Origin of the sequence: Pseudomonas sp. W3I7 (assembly GCF_030816095.1) — a bacterium.
Lineage (GTDB): Bacteria > Pseudomonadota > Gammaproteobacteria > Pseudomonadales > Pseudomonadaceae > Aquipseudomonas > Aquipseudomonas salomonii.
The window spans coordinates 5,185,830-5,204,990 of record NZ_JAUSXP010000001.1 but is presented as its reverse complement, the minus strand read 5'-3'; the positions used below and the strand labels follow the sequence as shown (position 1 = coordinate 5,204,990).

At 61.3% G+C, this 19,161-nt stretch carries 16 protein-coding genes, 1 pseudogene and 1 riboswitch; of the genes and pseudogenes, 10 read left to right on the top strand and 7 right to left on the bottom strand.

Annotation, left to right across the window (positions count from 1 at the left end; all coding sequences use genetic code 11):
- Positions 1-117: 117 nt before the first annotated feature.
- The gene (locus tag QF043_RS24015) at positions 118-375 is read left to right on the top strand and encodes a hypothetical protein (RefSeq protein ID WP_307420435.1); all 258 of its coding nucleotides are present in this window, start codon (positions 118-120) and stop codon (positions 373-375) included.
- A 167-nt stretch (positions 376-542) separates the two neighbouring features.
- Here the strand turns inward: QF043_RS24015 and QF043_RS24010 are convergent, their stop codons facing one another.
- Positions 543-1,706 (bottom strand): 1-acyl-sn-glycerol-3-phosphate acyltransferase, encoded by a 1,164-nt coding sequence (locus tag QF043_RS24010; RefSeq protein WP_307420434.1) that lies wholly within the window; start codon positions 1,704-1,706, stop codon positions 543-545.
- Between the two features lie 131 nt (positions 1,707-1,837).
- On the opposite strand from QF043_RS24010, the gene QF043_RS24005 reads away from it, so the two are divergent.
- From QF043_RS24005 to QF043_RS23995, 3 genes are read left to right on the top strand one after another with little or no spacing between them, the layout of a single operon-like run.
- Positions 1,838-2,017 (top strand): CPXCG motif-containing cysteine-rich protein, encoded by a 180-nt coding sequence (locus QF043_RS24005; RefSeq protein WP_307420433.1) that lies wholly within the window; start codon positions 1,838-1,840, stop codon positions 2,015-2,017.
- 12 nt (positions 2,018-2,029) lie between these two features.
- On the top strand, positions 2,030-2,290 hold the full coding sequence (locus QF043_RS24000) for a putative signal transducing protein (RefSeq protein WP_017138212.1): 261 nt from the start codon (positions 2,030-2,032) through the stop codon (positions 2,288-2,290).
- A 37-nt stretch (positions 2,291-2,327) separates the two neighbouring features.
- Positions 2,328-2,948 carry an SOS response-associated peptidase gene (locus QF043_RS23995; RefSeq protein WP_056859005.1) on the top strand — a complete coding sequence of 207 codons (621 nt, stop codon included), beginning with the start codon at positions 2,328-2,330 and terminating at the stop codon, positions 2,946-2,948.
- Positions 2,949-3,065: 117 nt separating this feature from the next.
- Here QF043_RS23995 and QF043_RS30875 read toward each other — a convergent pair whose 3' ends face one another.
- Both QF043_RS30875 and QF043_RS30870 read right to left on the bottom strand, forming a co-directional pair.
- Entirely contained in the window at positions 3,066-3,809 is a 744-nt protein-coding gene (locus tag QF043_RS30875) for a methyl-accepting chemotaxis protein (protein ID WP_373460787.1), read from the bottom strand.
- 114 nt (positions 3,810-3,923) lie between these two features.
- Positions 3,924-4,118, bottom strand: a pseudogene (locus QF043_RS30870) (HAMP domain-containing protein); the annotation flags it as partial.
- 1,313 nt (positions 4,119-5,431) lie between these two features.
- Here QF043_RS30870 and QF043_RS23985 point away from each other — a divergent pair.
- The gene (locus QF043_RS23985) at positions 5,432-6,250 is read left to right on the top strand and encodes a M48 family metallopeptidase (protein ID WP_056859003.1); all 819 of its coding nucleotides are present in this window, start codon (positions 5,432-5,434) and stop codon (positions 6,248-6,250) included.
- Between the two features lie 134 nt (positions 6,251-6,384).
- On the opposite strand, the gene QF043_RS23980 is transcribed toward QF043_RS23985, so the two are convergent.
- From QF043_RS23980 to QF043_RS23970, 3 genes are all read right to left on the bottom strand, one after another.
- A complete protein-coding gene (locus QF043_RS23980; RefSeq protein WP_101266603.1) occupies positions 6,385-6,969 on the bottom strand; it encodes a TMEM165/GDT1 family protein in 585 nt (194 codons plus the stop codon).
- An 89-nt stretch (positions 6,970-7,058) separates the two neighbouring features.
- A riboswitch (yybP-ykoY riboswitch) is annotated at positions 7,059-7,178 on the bottom strand.
- A 51-nt stretch (positions 7,179-7,229) separates the two neighbouring features.
- Positions 7,230-8,228 carry a class I SAM-dependent methyltransferase gene (locus QF043_RS23975; RefSeq protein WP_307420430.1) on the bottom strand — a complete coding sequence of 333 codons (999 nt, stop codon included), beginning with the start codon at positions 8,226-8,228 and terminating at the stop codon, positions 7,230-7,232.
- 30 nt (positions 8,229-8,258) lie between these two features.
- Complete coding sequence (locus tag QF043_RS23970) at positions 8,259-9,221, bottom strand: 2-hydroxyacid dehydrogenase (protein WP_307420429.1); 963 nt, start codon at positions 9,219-9,221, stop codon at positions 8,259-8,261.
- 87 nt (positions 9,222-9,308) lie between these two features.
- Between QF043_RS23970 and QF043_RS23965 the strand changes: the two genes are divergently transcribed.
- The 5 genes from QF043_RS23965 (at position 9,309) to QF043_RS23945 (ending at position 18,400) form a co-directional block, all read left to right on the top strand.
- Complete coding sequence (locus tag QF043_RS23965) at positions 9,309-9,941, top strand: LysE family translocator (RefSeq protein ID WP_065930304.1); 633 nt, start codon at positions 9,309-9,311, stop codon at positions 9,939-9,941.
- Positions 9,942-10,199: 258 nt separating this feature from the next.
- Positions 10,200-11,882, top strand: a complete 1,683-nt coding sequence (locus QF043_RS23960) for a fatty acid--CoA ligase (protein WP_305457806.1) — start codon at positions 10,200-10,202, stop codon at positions 11,880-11,882.
- A gap of 333 nt (positions 11,883-12,215) precedes the next feature.
- The gene (locus QF043_RS23955) at positions 12,216-14,075 is read left to right on the top strand and encodes a DUF1302 domain-containing protein (protein WP_307420428.1); all 1,860 of its coding nucleotides are present in this window, start codon (positions 12,216-12,218) and stop codon (positions 14,073-14,075) included.
- A gap of 43 nt (positions 14,076-14,118) precedes the next feature.
- Positions 14,119-15,483, top strand: coding sequence for a DUF1329 domain-containing protein (locus QF043_RS23950; protein ID WP_305457810.1), 1,365 nt, complete (start codon positions 14,119-14,121; stop codon positions 15,481-15,483).
- Positions 15,484-15,670: 187 nt separating this feature from the next.
- The gene (locus QF043_RS23945) at positions 15,671-18,400 is read left to right on the top strand and encodes a LuxR C-terminal-related transcriptional regulator (protein WP_307420427.1); all 2,730 of its coding nucleotides are present in this window, start codon (positions 15,671-15,673) and stop codon (positions 18,398-18,400) included.
- Between the two features lie 197 nt (positions 18,401-18,597).
- On the opposite strand, the gene QF043_RS23940 is transcribed toward QF043_RS23945, so the two are convergent.
- A complete protein-coding gene (locus QF043_RS23940; protein WP_307420426.1) occupies positions 18,598-19,158 on the bottom strand; it encodes a membrane integrity-associated transporter subunit PqiC in 561 nt (186 codons plus the stop codon).
- Positions 19,159-19,161: the final 3 nt, after the last annotated feature.

Genomic DNA, 19,161 nt, shown 5'->3' with positions numbered 1-19,161 from the left:
AAATTACTGGATACATTAACCGTACATGGGGGACGGAACGTTTCAGCGGCAGGAGGCCAATATCATTCAGGTTTGTATCTGAAGTGATACCAGGACACTCGTCTACCGAGGTTTGCGATGGCGCTGCCCGCACTGTTGATCAATGCTGTGGCTTTATTGGTGGCCTGCTTGGGTGCAGCGCTGCTGTTCATTACCCGCCTGCGCGAGCAGCGAGCGCTGGCCGACCTGACCGCCCAAAGCGAAGACCGCGCGATCGACCAACCGATGTTGTTTCTGGATGTGCGTACCGAACGGTCGCATCGCCTGGCTTACCGCGTCGGGTTTGCCTGCCTCGCCCTGGCGCTGGCTGTGTCCTGGCTCAGCACCCACCTCTAAAACCACCGCAAAACCAATGTGGGAGCGGGCTTGTTGTGGCGAGGGAGCTTGCTCCCGCTGGGCAGCGAAGCGGCCCCAAAAAGATCGGAGCGCTACGCACTGGAGCGCCAGCCCGGTTCAGCGGGAGCAAGCTCCCTCTCCAGAGATGCCCCACACCTTGGTGGTGTTTAGAGAGGAATCCCGGCCTTGACCCGGTATTGATTCCTTACCGGCGTCGCATACTGCACCACCAAAAACGGTCGGTGCTCAGCCGGGCACTCATTCAAACGCCGCTCCCACTCCGCCTTGGCCTTGGCCAGCTCATCGGCCGGGAACACCTCGGCTGCCGCGGGCACCTGCAATTGCGGGTCGGCGTCGCTCCATTGCGCATACGCCAGGTAATGCACCGGGAACAGGCGATAACCGCCGAGAATCTGCCGGTCCATTTCCACGGCCAGCAGCTTGGTGTCTTCAAAACGCTCGGTAATCGGCGGGGCAAAGTTCACGTGCACGCGGCCCTTGTAGCCGGTAATGCCCAGCGCAATGCTCACATCGTCTTCGCCTGGCGCCTTGCTGTAGGTGCCGGTGGTGGCGCGGATGTACAGCTCGCGGGCCTTGGCGCTGTCGCACGGGTCGTATTCATAGCTGATCGACACCGGCGTCAGGTTCAGCGACTGGATCACCTCGGCAAACGGCTCGTCCTTGCGGCTGACGTGGAACATCTTGAGGATTGCCGACTCGGTGCGATCATCGCCATCCTTGGCGCGGCCTTCGGCCTGGGCGATCCAGATCGACTGGCAGTCGTTGCGGATCGAATGGTTGATATAGGCCGACAGCAGGTTATACGCCGCCATCTTCTCCTTTCGCCCAGTGATCGAGCGGTGCACGATGAAGCTCTTGTTCAGGCGCATCAGGTCGCTGACAAACGGCTTTTGCAGCAGGTTGTCGCCGATGGCGATACGTGGCGTCGGCAGGCCGGCGTGGTACACGGCATAGTTGACGAAGGCCGGGTCCATCACGATATCGCGGTGGTTGGCCAGAAACAGATAGGCGGTGCCGGACTTGAGCTGCTCGACGCCGGTATAGGTCACGCCGTCGGTCGCGCGATCAATGGTGTGATCGACGTAATACTCGACTTTGTCCTGCAGCGTGGCCACGGTGGTGACGCCGGCAAATTCACGGCGCAGCTTGCGGGCGATCATCGGCTTGAGCAGCCAGCCCAGGGCGCCGGCAAAGCGCGGGAAGCGAAAGTGAGTCAGGATGTCCAGAAAGGCCTTGTCACTGAACAGCCGCGCCAGCACGGCCGGGACTTCGCTGTCGTTGTAAGGTCGGATGGTATCGAATTCGCCCATCATGCTCTCTTGTTAGAAACGGCTAGGGTAAGTAAAGGAAATATCAGGGTGCGGCCGCAATATTGGCTCTGCCGTGAATAGCCCTGTAAATAGACCGGCGATTATACGCACAAGTCACCTGGGAGACCGCGATGGAAGAGGAGTCGTACGAATGTCCTTATTGTGGAGAGGTGGTCACGGCGTTGCTGGACCTGTCGGGAGGTGATCAGCAATATATAGAGGATTGCCCGGTGTGCTGCCGGCCCATTACTTTCGAGCTACAGGTGCACGAGGAAGAATGGATGCTGAGCGTGCGCAGCGAAAACGAGTAACAGGAACGCCCCATGCAGCGAATCTACGAACCGGAAAACCTGATGGAAGGCGAGCTGCTGCAACAGATGCTTGCCAGCGAAGGCATCGAGGCGCACCTGGTGGGGCGCCATTTGCTCGGTGGCACCGGCGAATTGCCGATCTTCGGCCTGTTGGGCCTGGAAGTGGACAACGACCAGGCCGCCTACGCCCGTGAATTGATTACGGCCTATAACGGCGCGCAACCCATGCCCGGCGATGAACCCGACAGCTTCCCCGACGTGTTGGTCTGTTAGGCTGTCGGTCGGTTTACCCCAAGAGTCGTGTTGCCCCATGTGTGGACGTTATGCCCTGTTTCGCTGGAACCCTTCTTTTGCTGCCTTGCCGGGCTTCCCGGCCGATCAGCAGGCCCAGTGGAACATCTCCCCGAATGATTCGGTGCTGATCCAGCGCCTGAGCGAAGGCCAGCGCACCCTGGCCCGTGCGCGCTGGGGCCTCACGCCACCGTGGCTCACCGACCTTTCGCGCACGCCAGCCCACGCGCGCGCCGAAACCCTGGCCGAACAACCGATGTTTCGCGAAGCCTTGCGCCAGCGCCGCTGCCTGCTGCCGGCCAACGGTTTCTACGAATGGCGCGGCACCCAGCGTAAACGCCCGTATTGGCTGACGCCGGGCGAAGGCTCGACGCTGTTTTTTGCGGCGATCTGGGAGGCTTATCCGGTGCAGGAGCAGGTGTGGCTGAGTACAGCGGTGGTGACCCAGGCTGCGCAGAGCCAGCGGCGGCCGTTGATTCTGGATGCGGCGGGGCAAGAGGCATGGTTAAACCCCGAGACGCCATTGCATGTGCTGCAGGGTTTGTTGGCCAGCGAGCCTGCAGCGTTGCGCGAGCGGGTGCTGGCGAATATGGTCAATGATCCCAAGTTGAATGGGCCGGAGTGCCTGACTCCGGGTTGAGGTTGAATGTGCTGGCCTCTTCGCGAGCAAGCCCGCTCCCACATTTTGATTTGTGAACACCGTCAAATGTGGGAGCGGGCTTGCTCGCGAAGGCGGCCTCAAAACCACCGCAGATCGCTAAACCTTGAACTGATTGATCAACCGCCGCTGCTGCTCCGCCAACTTGGTCAGATCCGCACTCGCTGCACTGGACTCATCCGCACCACCCGCCACCTCATTGGCCACCTGGCCAATATTGATCACATTACGATTGATGTCCTCGGCCACCGCACTCTGCTCCTCAGCCGCACTGGCAATTTGCGTGTTCATGTCGTTGATCACCGACACCGCCTGGGTAATCGTCTCCAGCGCTTCGGCCGCCTTCGCCGCGTGCTGCACGCTTTCGTCGGTACGGTTCTGGCTGTCTTCCATCACCCGCACCACATCCCGCGTGCCTTGTTGCAGCTGCTGGATCATGGTCTGGATTTCTTCGGTGGCCTTCTGGGTTTTCTGCGCCAGGTTGCGCACCTCATCGGCCACCACCGCGAAACCACGGCCTTGTTCGCCAGCACGGGCCGCCTCAATGGCGGCGTTGAGCGCCAGCAGGTTGGTCTGCTCGGCAATTCCGCGAATCGCCGTGAGGATCGCGTTGATGTTTTCGCTGTCCTTGGCCAGGGTTTGCACCACGCCCACGGCCTTGCCGATTTCTTCAGCCAGCGCGCCGATGGACGTGGACGTCTCGCGCACAATGCGCATGCCCTGGCTCGCGGCCTGGTCGGCGTGGCTGGCAGCTTGCGCGGCCTGGGTGGCGTTGCGTGCCACGTCTTGCGCAGTGGCGGTCATTTCGTGCACAGCGGTGGCCACCTGGTCGATCTCGACCATTTGTTTATGCACGCCCTGATTGGTGCGAATCGCGATGTCAGCGGTGTGTTCCGATGAGTCGCTGACCTTCTGCACCGAACTCACCACCTGAGTGATCATGCCCTGCAATTTGATCAGGAAGGTATTGAAGCCGTTGGCGATCGCGCCCAGCTCATCGGCGCGATCACTGGTGAGGCGGCGGGTGAGGTCGCCTTCGCCCTGGGCGATATCGTTAAGCATCGCCACCATCTGCTTGAGCGGGCGGGCGATGCCATGGCCCACCAGCCAGATCACCAGCAAACCGATACCGGCGATCAACAGGCCGACCATGGCCATGCCGAAGGTATCGGTCTTGCGCTGGGCTTGCAGGTCGCTTTGCAGCTTCTGCGAGTCGGCCATCACAGCGCTCAGCGGCAGTTGCAGCATCAAGGTCCAGCGCGCTTCGGTCTGGCCGATGTTGAAGGGCAGGAACAGTTCGATATGCCCGTGTTCCTTGTCGATGTCGTAGCGCACTTCGCCGACTTTCAACTGGCCGAGGTTGGCCAGCTCGTTGCTGTCGAGCAGGTCGCTGGCTTTTTCGCCAAGCTTGCTGGCGTCCTTGGTGTAGGCCACCAGGCGACCGTTGCTGGAGATCAGCGCCAGTTCGCCGGCGCCGTTATAGAGGTTCTGGTCGGCGCGGGTGAGCATGTCCTGGATAAAGTTCACCGACAGGTCGGCGCCGACGATGCCCTGGAACGTGCCGTCGACCATGATCGGTTCGATAAACGAGGCGAGCATCACCATCGCATTCCCGACTTTGTAAGGCGCAGGGTCGATGGCGCAGGGTTTCTTGCTCTCTTTGGAGCACAGGTAGTACTCACTGGCGCGCACGCCGGTGGACAGGATTTTCTGGTCGTTGACGTCGGCGAGCTTATCCAGGCCCAGGCTGCCATCGGCGTTGCGGTACCACCACGGCAGGAAACGGCCGTCGGCGGCCATGCCGACAATTGGGGTGTTTACGTAGGCGGCGTCGTTATGGTCGATGGCATTGGGTTCCCAGCCGATGTAGGCGCCGAGGATTTTCGGGTTGCGCGCCACGGTTTCATGCAGCAGGTTGATCAATTGCTCACGGCCAACCTGCAGCGCGGGCTCGCCCTTGGCGTCTTTCATCGCCAGCAGGGCGTTGGCAGTGGCCAGGCCTTTGGCGGTCACCAGCGGCGCTTCCAGTTCGCGCTGGACCAGCGTGGCCTGGGTTTGCGCCAGGGCGGTGAGGCGCTGCTCGATGATCTGCTCAAATTGCGCCTGGGTGCGCTCCTGCACCAGCTCCTGGGTGCGGGCACCGGCAAACACCGCATAAAGCACCAGCACCGCGACCACACTCAGCACGATGGCCCCGGTCAATGCGGCGACAGAAAACTGAATCGACTTGAATTTCATGGAGGCTCCAGGCGCAGGGGCAGGTGGGCTGCCTTTTATGTATCGGCCACGGGCTCTGGAGGCTTAAGGCTTGGCCGGCAAAATAGTGCGAGATGTCGCAAACGAGCTGTTCGCCGCCGCTGTGGGTGTGTGGGATGTATCTGAAAGTTAGTGGTTAAACGTCGCGTGTATCTGGCGTTGATACAAATCACCGCCTAGGATACGCACCAGGTTTCAGGGAGAGCGTCATGAAAAAGTCATTGGCAGTAAGCGTACTCAGTGCAGCGATGCTGCTGGCAGGTTGCCAGTCGGTTAACACCACCAGCGGCGGTGCCGTTGGCGTGGAGCGCAAGCAGTACATGTTCAGCATGCTGTCGAGCCAGGAAGTCGACCAGATGTATGCCCAGTCCTACCAGCAGACGCTGGGCGAGGCGAGCGGCAAGGGCATGCTCGACAAGACCAGTGCCAACGCCAAGCGCGTGCAGGCCATCGCCAACCGTCTGATCGCCCAGGCGCCGACTTTCCGCCCGGATGCGGCGCAGTGGAAGTGGGAAGTGAACCTGATCAAAAGCGATGAGATGAACGCCAACTGCGGGCCTGGCGGGAAGATCTTCGTGTACAGCGGGTTGATCGACAAGCTCAAGCTCACCGACGACGAGCTGGCCGCTGTGATGGGTCATGAGATCGCCCACGCCTTGCGTGAACACGGGCGTGAGGCCATGTCCAAGGCGTATGGCATCCAGATGGCCAAGCAGGGCGCCGGTGCGTTGTTCGGCCTGGGCCAGGACAGCCTGGCGTTGGCCGATACCGTGGCCAACTACGGTATGACCTTGCCTAACAGCCGTGCCAATGAAAACGAAGCCGACCTGATCGGCCTCGAGCTATCGGCCCGCGCCGGTTACAACCCGAATGCCGCGATCACCTTGTGGAACAAGATGGCCAAGGCGTCGGAAGGCGCGCCACCGGAGTTCATGAGCACCCACCCGGCTTCCGACAGCCGAATCGCCTCGTTGCAGGCGGCGATTCCGAAGGTGATGCCGCTTTACCAACAGGCCAAAAAATCCTGATATTCCAGGACTTGTGAAGATCCAAATGTGGGAGCGGGCTTGCTCGCGAAGGCGTCAGTTCAGTCAAATATTTACCGACTGACACACCGCTTTCGCGAGCAAGCCCGCTCCCACATTGGTTTGGATTTACAGCCTTAGATCCAGCCGCTGCTCTGCATGGCCTTGTACACCGCCACCACCGCCAGGATGAAAAACGCCGTAGCCGCCAGTCGACGAATCAAGGTCAGCGGCAGTTTTTCCGCCGCGAAATTACCCGCCAATACCACCGGCACGTTGGCAATCAGCATGCCCAGCGTGGTGCCGATAATCACCAGCCACAACTCCGGGTACTGCGCCGCCAGCATCACCGTGGCGATCTGGGTCTTGTCACCGATTTCGGCGAGGAAGAACGCAATCAGCGTGGTCAGGAACGGCCCGAACTTGCGCGTGGTACTGGCTTCGTCATCGTCGAGTTTGTCCGGCACCAAAGTCCACAGCGCAGTGGCGCAGAAGCTCGCTGCGAGGATCCAGTGCAACACCGCATCCGAGAAGAAACTGCCGAACCAGGCCCCCACGGCGCCGGCGGCCGCGTGGTTGGCCAGGGTCGCGGCGACAATGCCGGCGATGATCGGCCAGGGTTTGCGAAAGCGTGCGGCAAGGATGAGCGCGAGCAGTTGCGTCTTGTCGCCGATTTCGGCCAAGGCAACGATTGCGGTAGGAACGAGTAATGAATCCAGCATCAGGTAGGTTTCCAGGGGCGGGTCGACACGGCTATGACACGTACAGCCTTCCCGCCCCGGGTAAGGTGTGCGTGTCATAGGTCTTGTCAAACCCCGGTCCGTCTGTGCGGACTCCTGGGTCGCATACGCCATGGTCTGCTGACCAAGTATGTTGACGTATGCCGGACGAGCGTGGGGCTCGTGGGAGACTACTCCCCTAGGACGGAGCGGATTCTGCCTAGGCAAAACCCATTCGGCAAGCGTTCTTTTTCAAATCGCCATCAGCCGCGTTTGGCACGATAAATGCGAAAACCATTGCCTTCGGCCTTCACTGCACACACGCCCAAGTGCTCTTCGATCAGCGGTTGATACTTGAGGAAACTGTTGGCGACCAGGCGAAGTTCGCCGCCTTTTGCCAGGTGTTTCGCTGCTTTTCGCAGCAAGTTTTCCGTAGCAAAATAATCCGTGTGCACGCCGACATGGAACGGCGGGTTGCTCAAGATCGTGTTCAAACCCATCGGCGCGGCGTCGATGCCATCACCGGTCAACACCTCGGCTTCCAGACCATTGGCTGCCAGGGTCAGACGACTGCTGGCAGCGGCGAAGGCGTCCACGTCGAGCATCGTCACGCTGTTATGCGGGTAGCGGCGTTTGACCGCCGCCCCAAGTACGCCGGCGCCGCAACCAAAGTCGAGCAGATGCCCGCTCGGCAGCTTATCCAGATGCTCCAGCAGCAGCTCGGTGCCGCGATCCAGGCGGCCGTGGCTGAACACGCCGGGCAGGCTCACCACCTTGAGCGGCCCTTCGGCCAGCGGCACCTCGAAGACGTGCGCCAGGCTTTCCAGCTCGACCGCCTGCGGAGCGTTGGTCACGGTGACTTGCCACAGTTGGCAGTGCCGCGCGTTGTCGAGCTTGCGCGGCTTGCCGAACGGGATCATCTGCTTGGCGGCGCTTTCGATGCCGCCCTTTTTCTCCCCGACCAGAAACAGCTCGGCGCCGGGCAAGCGTGCGGCCACGGCGTTAAGCAGGTAGTCGGTGAGGTCTTTGGATTTTGGAAGGAAAATCACCGCCGCATCAAACCCGCGCTCGGGCACGTTCACGCCGAACTGGCTGCGTTCGGGAAAGCGCGCATCCAGTGCCGCCTGATCGCCGGCATGCCAGCTCCAGCCGTGGGCATTGGGCAGGCGGCCGAGCAAGTCGTCGGCAGGCAACCCTACCAGTAGCAGGTTGCCTTGAAAAAGTTCGGCCTGACGAAGCAGTACTTCACTGCGCGGATCCATAGTCTGCTCCTTGAAAAGGGGCGCAGTTTATCAACTGACGACGCGCAGCGGGGCACCGCTGAAAAAGCCTCGGGCGTTTTCAGCCAGTTGGCCGACGATACGCTGGCGCGCTTCGCGACTGCCCCAGGCATTGTGGGGGGTAACGATCAAGCGAGGAATGTCGCCGGCCAGCAGCGGGTTACCATTCACGGGCGGCTCCACGCTCAGCACATCGGTGGCCGCGCCGCCCAAATGGCCGCTGCGCAAGGCATCTGCCAGCGCCTGTTCGTTGATCAAACCGCCGCGCGCGGTGTTGACGATAAACGCGCGCGGTTTGAGCAGCGCCAGTTCGCGGGCGCCGATAAAGTCGCGCGTGTGCTCATTGAGCGGGCAGTGCAAGGTCAGTGCGTCGACCTGTGCGAGCAGTTCATCCAGCGGCACGCGGTCGGCGCGGGCAGGGCGCCCGGGAATGGCGCCGAGCACCACGCGCATGCCGAAGGCTTCGGCCAGGCGTGCCACCGCGCCACCCAGTTCACCATGGCCGAGCAGGCCGAGGGTTTTGCCTTCCAGCTCGACAATCGGATAGTCCAGCAGGCAGAACTGTTTGGCCTGTTGCCATTTGCCTGCCGCCACATCCCGTTGATAGTCCTTCAGACGCGTCGCCAGGTTGAGCAGCAGCATGATCGTGTGCTGCGCCACCGACGGCGTGCCGTAGCCGTGGCAATTGCTCACGGTAATGCCGTGGGCGCGGGCGGCGTCGAGGTCGACGTTGTTGGTGCCGGTGGCCGACACCAGGATCAGCTTGAGCTCAGGGCAGGCCGCCAGGGTTTGCGCGTTGAGGGGGATCTTGTTACTGATCACCACCTGGGCGCCTTGCACGCGTTCAAGCACATTCTGCGGCGTGGTGCCGGTGAACAACTGCAAGTCACTGAAGCTGTTGCGCAGCTCGCTGAGGTCGAGGTCGCCCAGGTCCAGGGACGGGTGATCAAGGAAGACGGCGCGGCGATTGTTCATTCTCAACTGTACCTTTTGCGGCGAGGTTCGAAGGCGTAATCTGCCGAGCCTATCAGATGAAATAATCAGTTACTTAATGGAGTGAGCATGTACGTCGCCGAGTTTTTGACCGTAGCCTTGATTCACTTGTTGGCGGTGGCCAGCCCCGGCCCGGATTTCGCCGTGGTGGTGCGTGAAAGTGTTACCCATGGCCGTCGCGCCGGCACCTGGACTGCGCTGGGCGTGGGCTCGGCGATTTTCCTGCACGTGGGTTACTCGCTGCTGGGCATCGGTTTGATTGTGTCGCAGTCCATTGTGCTGTTCAACGCGCTCAAATGGGCCGCTGCTGCGTACCTGCTGTACATCGGCTTCAAGGCCCTGCGCGCGCAGCCGGCCAAGCCGCCCGCCGAAGGCGAGTTGCACCCTGAAGTCGGCGAGCGCACCCCACGCGGGGCGTTTACCGCAGGGTTTGTGACCAATGGCTTGAACCCCAAGGCCACACTGTTTTTCCTGTCGCTGTTCACGGTGGTGATCAACCCGCACACGCCGCTGGCGATCCAGGCTGGTTACGGGGTGTACCTGGCGGTGGCGACGGCGTTGTGGTTTTGCCTGGTGGCCATGCTGTTCAGCCAGCAGCGCGTACGCGCCGGCTTTGCGCGGATGGGGCATTGGTTTGATCGCACCATGGGCGCGGTGCTGATTGCCATTGGTGTGAAGTTGGCGTTTACCAGCATGAAATAAACCCACGCGGGTAACACACTGCCCCTGTGGGAGCCGGGCTTGCCCGCGATGCAGGCGCCTCGGTGTATCAGTTGCACCGAGGCGACGCTATCGCAGGCAAGCCAGCTCCCACAGGGAATCACTGTAAGGCTCCAATGCTGGCGCAAAGCTAGCATTCATTGGCCGCTGCAAATCATTCCTTTGGCTGATTTGGCTGAAACATTAGCGCTCTACAGTGCAGGTCTTAGCCAAGACCGTGCAGTCAGATAAGGGATTCGTATGTTGCAGACCCGTGTTATCCCGCCCGCCGAAGGCGCTTACCAATACCCGCTGTTGATCAAACGCCTGCTGATGTCCGGGGCGCGTTACGAGAAAACCCGGGAGATCATCTACCGCGACAAGCTGCGCTACACCTACCCCACCCTGATCGAGCGGGTCGCGCGCCTGGCCAATGTGCTGACGGAAGCCGGGGTCAAGGCCGGTGACACGGTTGCCGTGATGGACTGGGACAGCCACCGTTACCTGGAGTGCATGTTCGCCATCCCGATGATCGGCGCGGTGATCCACACCATCAACGTGCGTCTGTCGCCGGAGCAGATCCTCTACACCATGAACCACGCCGAAGACCGCTTTGTGCTGGTCAACAGCGAGTTCGTGGGGCTCTACCAGGCGATTGCCGGGCAACTGACCACGGTCGACAAGACCCTGCTGCTCACCGACGGTGAGGCCAAGACTGCCGAGCTGCCGAATCTGGTTGGCGAGTATGAAACCCTGCTGGCGGCCGCCAGCCCCAAGTACGACTTCCAGGACTTCGACGAAAATTCCGTCGCCACCACCTTCTACACCACCGGCACCACCGGCAACCCCAAAGGCGTGTACTTCACCCACCGCCAACTGGTGCTGCACACCATCGGTGTGGCGACCATCATGGGCAGCGTCGACAGCGTGCGCCTGCTGGGCACCAACGACGTGTACATGCCGATCACGCCAATGTTCCACGTGCACGCGTGGGGCCTGCCGTATGTGGCAACCATGCTTGGCTTGAAACAGGTCTACCCCGGCCGCTACGACCCGGAATACCTGGTGGAGCTGTGGCGCAAGGAGAAGGTCACCTTCTCCCACTGCGTGCCGACCATCCTGCAAATGGTGCTCAACGCCAAGGCCGCCCAGGGCGTGGATTTTGGTGGCTGGAAAATCGTCATCGGCGGCAGCGCGCTCAACCGCACGTTGTATGAAGCGTCCAAGGCGCGGGGCATTCAGCTGACTGCCGCGTATGGCATGTCCGAGACCGGGCCGCTGGTGTCCTGCGCTCACCTTAACGAAGAGTTGATGGCGGGCACCGAGGACGAGCGCACCACCTACCGCATCAAGGCCGGCGTGCCCGGGCCGTTGGTGGAAGCGGCAATTATCGACGGCAACGGCAACTTCTTGCCCGCCGACGGCGAATCCCAGGGCGAGCTGGTGCTGCGTGCGCCGTGGCTCAGCGAAGGGTATTTCAACGAGCCGCAAAAGGGCGCCGAGCTGTGGGAAGGCGGCTGGATGCACACCGGCGACGTGGCCACGCTGGACGCGTTTGGGGTGATCGATATTCGCGATCGCATCAAGGACGTGATCAAGACCGGCGGCGAGTGGATTTCGTCATTGGCCCTCGAAGATTTGGTCAGCCGTCACCCCGCGGTACGCGAAGTAGCGGTGGTGGGCATCGCCGACCCACAGTGGGGCGAGCGCCCGTTTGCGTTGCTGGTGGTGCGTGATGGCCATGTGATAGGTGCCCGCGAGCTCAAAGAGCATCTCAAGCCGTTTGTCGAACTGGGCCACTTGAGCAAGTGGGCGATTCCAAGCCAGATCGCCGTTGTTACCGAAATTCCCAAGACCAGTGTCGGCAAACTCGACAAAAAACGTATCCGCGTTGACATCATCGAATGGCAGGCCAACAACAGCACGTTCCTGTCCACGCTCTGACCCCCTGCGCCGCGCCCGTTCGGGCGCGGCAATGCTCTAACTCGCGGCTCCACTTGTGATTTTGGGATTTTCAGCCATCCTTGCCTCGCCGGCCTTCGTCGGCGTGGCGAAAGGACTGTGGCAGACGGGTTGGTGATGCAAATCACACTTTAGAGGGATCAAGCGGTACCCCCTGCTGGCTATAGTCCTACTCAGAGTTTTTCACGGATGTTGCGCTGCGGGCCATGGGGGCCCGGTTGCCGTTCGGCATTGGAGTCGTTGTATTCCGGCCGTTACATGCATCCAGACGAAAGAGCTCACTGCCATAACAATAATGCACATGGAGTAGCGTCGATGACCTCAGTAAACCAGTTCTGGCGCCGGGCAAGACTGCCCCTGGCCGTCAGTCTCGCTTCTACGCTCGCCGGGCCCGCATTCGGCGTCAGTTTCAACATCGGTGAAATCGAAGGCAGCTTCGACTCATCCCTGTCGGTGGGGGCGAGCTGGTCGACTGCCGGTCGCAATAAAGACCTGATCGGTGCCAACAACGGTGGCAAGGGGTTATCGCAGACCTCCGATGACGGCCACTTGAACTTTGATAAGGGTGATTCCTTCTCGAAGATCTTCAAGGGTATCCATGACCTTGAGTTGAAATACGGCGACACCGGCATCTTTGTGCGTGGCAAGTACTGGTATGACTTCGCGCTGCAAAACGAAGACCTGGACTTCAAGAACGTCAGCAACAACAACCGCAAAGAGGGCGCCAAGTCCTCCGGCGGGCAGATCCTCGATGCCTTCATCTACCACAACTACACCATCGCCGATCAGCCGGGTAACGTGCGGTTCGGTAAGCAGGTGGTGAGCTGGGGTGAAAGCACCTTCATCGGTGGCGGTATCAACTCCATCAACCCGATCGACGTGTCTGCGTTCCGTCGTCCGGGCGCCGAAATCAAGGAAGGCTTGATTCCGGTCAACATGTTCTACGTGTCGCAAACCCTGACCGATAACCTCTCGGCCGAAGCGTTCTACCAGCTGGAATGGGACCAGACCGTCACCGATAACTGCGGCACATTCTTCTCCCAGCCGGACGTCATCTCGGATGGTTGCAGCAATAACCTGCGGGTGCTGAACAAGCGCTCCACCATCCCGGGCGCGGCCTTGCCCACCCTTAACGCCCTGGGCGTGGATGTGAACAACGAAGGGGTGCTGGTACGTCGCGGCGGTGACCGTGATGCACGCGACAGCGGCCAGTTCGGCGTGGCCATGCACTACAACTTCGAGCCGCTGGACACCGAGTTCGGCGCGTACTTCATGAACTACCACAGCCGTGCGCCGATCTTCAGCGCCACCGGCGCGCCAAACTCGGCTTACACCCGTCCGCTGGGGCCGCTGGCGGCGTTGCGGCCATTGATCGTGGCAGGCAGCTCCCAGTACTTCGTCGAGTACCCGGAAGATATTCGCCTCTACGGCTTGAGCTTCTCCACCACGCTGCCTACCGGTACCGCCTGGAGTGGTGAACTGAGCTACCGGCCAAACGCGCCGGTACAACTGAGCACCACCGATATCCTGTACGCGGGCGTCACGCCGATCCCAGGTTATGGCAATGCGTCAGTGCTCAAGGGCACACCGGGCCAGGACCTGCACGGCTACAACCGTAAGGAAGTGACCCAGTTCCAGACCACCTTCACGCACTTCTTCGACCAGGTCATGGGCGCCTCTCGGCTGACCACCGTGGGCGAAATCGGCGTGACCCACGTGGGCGGCCTGGAGAGCAAAAACCAGGCGCGTTATGGCCGCGATCCGGTCTTCGGCCCAGGCACGCTGCCCGGCGGCTTCTGCAATGCGCTTAACAATTCGACAGCCAACGGCGCAGGCCTGCCGAATGCGTCCGGCCTGAACACCAACTGCAACAACGACGGCTACACCACCGCCACGTCCTGGGGTTATCGCGCCCGGGCCATCTGGGAATACCCGGATGTGTTTGCCGGTGTAAACCTCAAGCCCAACGTGGCCTGGTCCCATGACGTCAAAGGTTACTCGCCAGGCCCTGGCGGCAACTTTGAAGAAGGTCGCAAGGCCGTCAGCCTGGGTGTGGATGCCGAGTACCAGAACACCTACACCGTCAGCCTCAACTACACCAACTTCTTTGGTGGCAAGTTCACCACCGTGGATGACCGTGACTTCATCGCGCTGAGCGCCGGCGTGAACTTCTAAGCACAACCTCTTTAAGCAGTCTGTTTTCAGGAAGAACCAGAACATGAAAATAACTAAAAGTCTGTTGCACGTGGGTGTGCTTGGGCTGTCGATCCTGGCGAGTAACGTCATGGCGGCAGTCTCGGCGGATGAAGCCGCCAAGTTGGGCACGACCCTGACGCCGATGGGCGCCGAAATGGCCGGTAATGCGGCCGGCACCATTCCTAAATGGTCGCCGCTGCCTACCAATGCCGGCGCCGTAGATGCCCGTGGCTTCCTGGCCAACCCGTATGCCAGCGAACAGCCGCAGTTCACCATCACCGCGCAGAACGTCGAGCAGTACAAGGACAAGCTGGCGCCGGGGCAGTACGCGATGTTCAAGCGCTACCCGGACACCTTCAAGATGCCCGTGTACCCGACCCATCGTGGCGCTACCGTGCCGGCCGAAGTGTTTGCCTCGATCAAGAAGAACGCCACCAACACCAACCTGGTGTCCGGCGGTAACGGCCTGGAAAACTTCGAAACCGCGGTTCCGTTCCCGATTCCTAAGAGCGGCGTGGAAGTCATCTGGAACCACATCACCCGCTATCGCGGGGGCAGCGTGACCCGCCTGGTGACCCAGGCCACGCCGCAAACCAATGGTTCGTTCAGCCTGGTGTACTTCCGCGATCAGTTCGTGTTCCGCGACAAGATGAAGGACTACGACCCGAAAAACCCGGGCAACGTGCTGTTCTACTTCAAGCAGCAAGTCACCGCACCGGCGCGTCTGGCCGGTGGTGTACTGCTGGTGCACGAAACCCTGGACCAGGTGAAAGAGCCGCGTTCGGCGTGGGTCTACAACGCCGGCCAGCGCCGTGTGCGCCGGGCGCCGCAAGTGTCCTATGACGGGCCGGGTACTGCTGCCGATGGCCTGCGTACCTCCGACAACCTCGACATGTACAACGGCGCACCGGACCGCTACGACTGGAAGCTTGAAGGCAAGAAAGAAATCTACATCGCCTCCAACAGCTACAAGATCGACGATCCGAAGCTCAAGTACGCCGACATCATCAAGGCCGGCCACATCAACCAGGACCTGGCACGCTACGAGCTGCGCCGCGTCTGGCACGTGGTCGCGACCCTGAAGGAAGGCCAGCGCCACATCTATGCCAAGCGTGACTTCTTCATCGACGAAGACACCTGGCAAGCAGCGGTTATCGACCACTACGACGGTCGCGGCCAACTGTGGCGCGTCGCCGAAGCCCATGCCGAGAACTACTACGACAAGCAAGTGCCGTGGTACGCCATCGAGACCCTCTACGACCTGCAGTCCGGCCGCTACCTGGCCCTGGGGATGAAGAACGAAGAGAAGCAGGCCTATGACTTCGGTTTTACCGCCTCCACCGCAGACTTCTCCCCGGCGGCCTTGCGCCAGGATGGGGTTCGCTAAGCGGTTTTAACTGAGGCCGCATCCTCAGCGTGAAGCCCCGACTGGTTCGGGGCTTTTTTATGTGGGGATATTTTTTGTCGCAGTTCTTTTTCAGGCAAATGTCGCAAAGATCTACAAACCCGCCGCTTTTACCGCTAGTCTGCGGACATCTGCAGTGCCGACAACAGCCTTCTACAAGAGCCCGGCGATGACTGATCTGTCCCGAATCCAAGGGCCTGCGAGCGCGGTGATTCCGACCCTGGAATCGCGTTTCTACAGGCCACCGCTGCCTGACGGCTATGTGCTGCGCCCGCGCCTGTGCGAACGCCTGAGTGCTGGCCTTGCGGGACGACTGTTGCTGGTGAGCGCCCCGGCCGGGTTCGGCAAGAGTTCGCTGGCAGTGGAGTTCTGCCAGAGTCTGCCGGCGCATTGGCAAAGCCTGTGGCTGGGCCTGAGCCCACGGGATAACGACCCCGGCCGCTTCCTTGAGCGCCTGCTCGACGGCTTGCAGCAATACTTCCCGCAACTGGGTGGCCAATCCCTGGGCCTGCTGAAAATGCGTCAGCGTCACCAACCCTTTGCCTTTGAAGAATGGCTCGACGGCTTGCTCGACGAGCTGACGCTGCACCTGTCCACCCAGGCGCCATTGCTGCTGGTGCTGGATGACTACCACCTGGCCCAGGGCCCGGTGCTGGATCGCTGCCTGCAATTTTTCCTCAATCATTTACCCGATGGGCTGCTGGTGATGGTCACCAGCCGCCAGCGCCCGGACTGGCACCTGGCGCGGCTGCGACTCTCGCGCCACCTGCTGGAGCTGCATGAACAAGACCTGCGCTTGACCCACGACGAATCGCTGGCGGTACTCGACAGGCACAGCAGCTCGTTGCGCGGCGAAGCCCTGGACAACCTGATTCGCCGCAGCGAGGGCTGGGTGGCTGGCCTGCGCTTCTGGTTGCTGGCCCTTTCCGAAGCCGGCAATGAGGCTGCGTTGCCACAACATTTGCATGGAGGCGAAGGGCTGATCCGCGACTATCTGCTGGAAGAAGTCATCGATTGCCTGCCGGCAGACGTTCAAGCCTTTCTGTATGACACCGCCCCACAGGATCGTTTTTGCAGCGAGCTGTGCGACGCCGTGCGCGAAGCCCACGACAGCGCGCATATCCTCGGTTACTTGCAGGCCCACCAAGTGTTTCTGGTGCCGCTGGATGAGCAGGGCCACTGGTATCGCTACCACCATCTGTTTTCCGACCTGCTGCGTACCCGCCGTGCGAGCAGTGCCACCGTACCGATTGCCAGCCTGCACCTGCGTGCCTGTCGCTGGTTCAACACCCAGGGCTTGATCGATGAAGCGGTGGAACAGGCGTTGCGCGCCGGCCACCTGGATGTGGCGGCGAACCTGGTGCAGAACCTGTCGGAGGAGCAACTGCTGGCCGAGCAGAACGTTGGCATGCTGCTGCGCTGGAAGATGGACTTGCCCGACAGCCTGCTGATCAGCACGCCGCGCTTGATCGTGCTCTACAGCTGGGCATTGGGGCTGGCCTGCCAACTGGATGCGGCCGAAGAACTGTCCGGCTACCTCAGCCGCTTCCTGCCGGCGCCGTCGGCCACTGCGCAAAAGTCGATGCTGGCACAGTGGCTGGCGCTGAGCGGGATTATCGCTCGGGGCCGAGGCGATCGTGAGTTGACCCTGCGTTATTGCAGCGAGGCGTTGGAAAGCTTGCCGCAAAAACGTTATGGCCAGCGCCTGATGTGCCTGTCGACCCTCTCAAACCTGGCCATCGTCGATGCCGATTTGTGGCGTGCCCGTGGCCTGAATCGCGAATCCCTGGAGCTGGCGCAGCGCGTCGGTAACCCGCTGTTCGAGGCGTTGGCCCATTACGATCGCGCGCGGGTGTTGCAGGCGCGCGGCGAAATTCTGCGTTCCCTGGACGAAGTGCGCCAGGGGCTGCAACGCCTGCACGGCCTGGCGCCGCAGCGGCTGTACGCGGTGCGCGCGCGGTTGTCGCTGTACGAGGGCTATCTGTTGCTGGTGCGCTATCAGCCCGAGGCCGGGCTTGTCCGTTTACGCGCGGGTCTGAACGAAGCCCGTGCCTGCCGGGATATCAGCGTGCTGATCGGGCATTGTGTGATTGCCAACTTTGAAGGGCGCCGTGGGGATTTCGCCACGGCGTTTGCCGAGCTTGCCGAAGCTGAGCGCTTGATGCACATCTGGGATGTGCCGCCGATCTACTACCTGGCGATGATCACCTTGATCAAATGCGAGCTGTGGCTGGCTCAAGGCCGCACTGACCTGGCAGAGGCCTGGTTGACCCGGCTGGGGCAAACCTACAACGGCGAACACGCAGCAGCGGCGCCGGAATTTCACCCGCATTTGCCGCAACATATCGGGCTGCAACAGGCTGCGTTGGACGCCACCCGTCATCAGCCGGCCGCCGCGTTGCAACGTCTCGAAGAACTGGCGCAGCAGGCGCATAACAGTGGGCGGCAAATGATTGCCTTGATGGCCCTGACCCAGCAAGTGCAGTTGTTGCTGGAGTGCGGGCAGCAAGACCAGGCCCGACTGGCATTGGCCCGCGCCCTTGAGGCTGGCGCTGGTGGGGCATTGCAACCCTTCCAGCGGCTGCTGGAGAGTTACCCGGATTGGCTGCGTGAACAGCTGGGCCGGGAGGCTCATGGTTTGCTGAACCAGAGTCTGTTGGCGCTGTTGCCGGTGGCTGCGGTGGTTGAGGCCTTGCCTAATCATGAAACCTTGAGCGCACGTGAACTGGCGGTGCTGCAGTTGATTGCCCAAGGCTGCTCGAACCAGGAGATCAGCAATCAGCTGTTTATCTCCCTGCACACCGTGAAAACCCACGCCAGCCATATCAACAGCAAGCTGGGTGTCGAGCGCCGGACTCAAGCGGTGGCGCGGGCCAAATCGATGGGGCTGCTGGCCTGATAATGGGCCAGCTTTCCTGTAGGAGCTGATGTGTGTGGGAGCTGGCTTATGTGGGGCTGGCTCATGTGGGAGCTGGCTTGCCTGCGATAGCATCACCTCGGTATGACTGAAAGACCAAGGTGTCTGCATCGCAGGCAAGCCAGCTCCCACACAAGCCCGGCTCCCACATTCGACCGAGTACACCCTTAGTGGTCTCGCTACGGCGCAGTCGGGCACGCTTTCAGCGACGTGTCGGCGGTTTTGCTGACCAGCGCGGCAAAACGCTTGAGGTTGTTCTGATGCGCCGCCACCAAGTCATCAATGCTCGGGCCTGCGGGTGTCTGCAACGTGGTGCGGCAGGTCAGCGGTGCGGTATCTGCGCCGCTTGCGGGCCGCAGGCGCCAGCGCACGTCGAGCAGTGCATATTGACCCGGCACCGAGTCGAATCGCTGCACTTCAAGGCGCAACGACAGCGGCTGCCGGGAGTGACTGTTGGCCAGTTGGTCCACCAGCGCGGTTTTCAGCTCATCGGCCAGGGTTGCGGCCCACCATTGGGTTTCAAGGATCGCCACGCCACTGTCGCCCTGGCGAATCACGATTTGTGCGCGGTCCACCTGAGGCGGCACGCTGATGCTTTCAATGCGGATATCGCTGGCCTGTGCCTGAGTGCTGTTATTCCAGTGCACCGGGGTCAGGGTGTGGAAGGCAATCGGCTCACTACGACAGGCCGCGAGCAGCACCAGCGCGGCGACCAGGGTGAGTTTCAAGGGAAAGGTCATGGC

Bases quoted from the DNA above. Each gene is read 5' to 3' on its own strand.
- QF043_RS23985 (WP_056859003.1), top strand. From the start codon at position 5,432: ATGAAAAAGTCATTGGCAGTAAGCGTACTCAGTGCAGCGATGCTGCTG.
- QF043_RS23970 (WP_307420429.1), bottom strand. From the start codon at position 9,221: ATGAACAATCGCCGCGCCGTCTTCCTTGATCACCCGTCCCTGGACCTG.
- QF043_RS23940 (WP_307420426.1), bottom strand. From the start codon at position 19,158: ATGACCTTTCCCTTGAAACTCACCCTGGTCGCCGCGCTGGTGCTGCTC.
- QF043_RS24005 (WP_307420433.1), top strand. From the start codon at position 1,838: ATGGAAGAGGAGTCGTACGAATGTCCTTATTGTGGAGAGGTGGTCACG.
- QF043_RS24010 (WP_307420434.1), bottom strand. From the start codon at position 1,706: ATGGGCGAATTCGATACCATCCGACCTTACAACGACAGCGAAGTCCCG.
- QF043_RS23955 (WP_307420428.1), top strand. From the start codon at position 12,216: ATGACCTCAGTAAACCAGTTCTGGCGCCGGGCAAGACTGCCCCTGGCC.
- QF043_RS23960 (WP_305457806.1), top strand. From the start codon at position 10,200: ATGTTGCAGACCCGTGTTATCCCGCCCGCCGAAGGCGCTTACCAATAC.
- QF043_RS23945 (WP_307420427.1), top strand. From the start codon at position 15,671: ATGACTGATCTGTCCCGAATCCAAGGGCCTGCGAGCGCGGTGATTCCG.
- QF043_RS24015 (WP_307420435.1), top strand. From the start codon at position 118: ATGGCGCTGCCCGCACTGTTGATCAATGCTGTGGCTTTATTGGTGGCC.
- QF043_RS24000 (WP_017138212.1), top strand. From the start codon at position 2,030: ATGCAGCGAATCTACGAACCGGAAAACCTGATGGAAGGCGAGCTGCTG.
- QF043_RS23995 (WP_056859005.1), top strand. From the start codon at position 2,328: ATGTGTGGACGTTATGCCCTGTTTCGCTGGAACCCTTCTTTTGCTGCC.
- QF043_RS23950 (WP_305457810.1), top strand. From the start codon at position 14,119: ATGAAAATAACTAAAAGTCTGTTGCACGTGGGTGTGCTTGGGCTGTCG.
- QF043_RS30875 (WP_373460787.1), bottom strand. From the start codon at position 3,809: ATGGTCGAGATCGACCAGGTGGCCACCGCTGTGCACGAAATGACCGCC.
- QF043_RS23965 (WP_065930304.1), top strand. From the start codon at position 9,309: ATGTACGTCGCCGAGTTTTTGACCGTAGCCTTGATTCACTTGTTGGCG.
- QF043_RS23975 (WP_307420430.1), bottom strand. From the start codon at position 8,228: ATGGATCCGCGCAGTGAAGTACTGCTTCGTCAGGCCGAACTTTTTCAA.
- QF043_RS23980 (WP_101266603.1), bottom strand. From the start codon at position 6,969: ATGCTGGATTCATTACTCGTTCCTACCGCAATCGTTGCCTTGGCCGAA.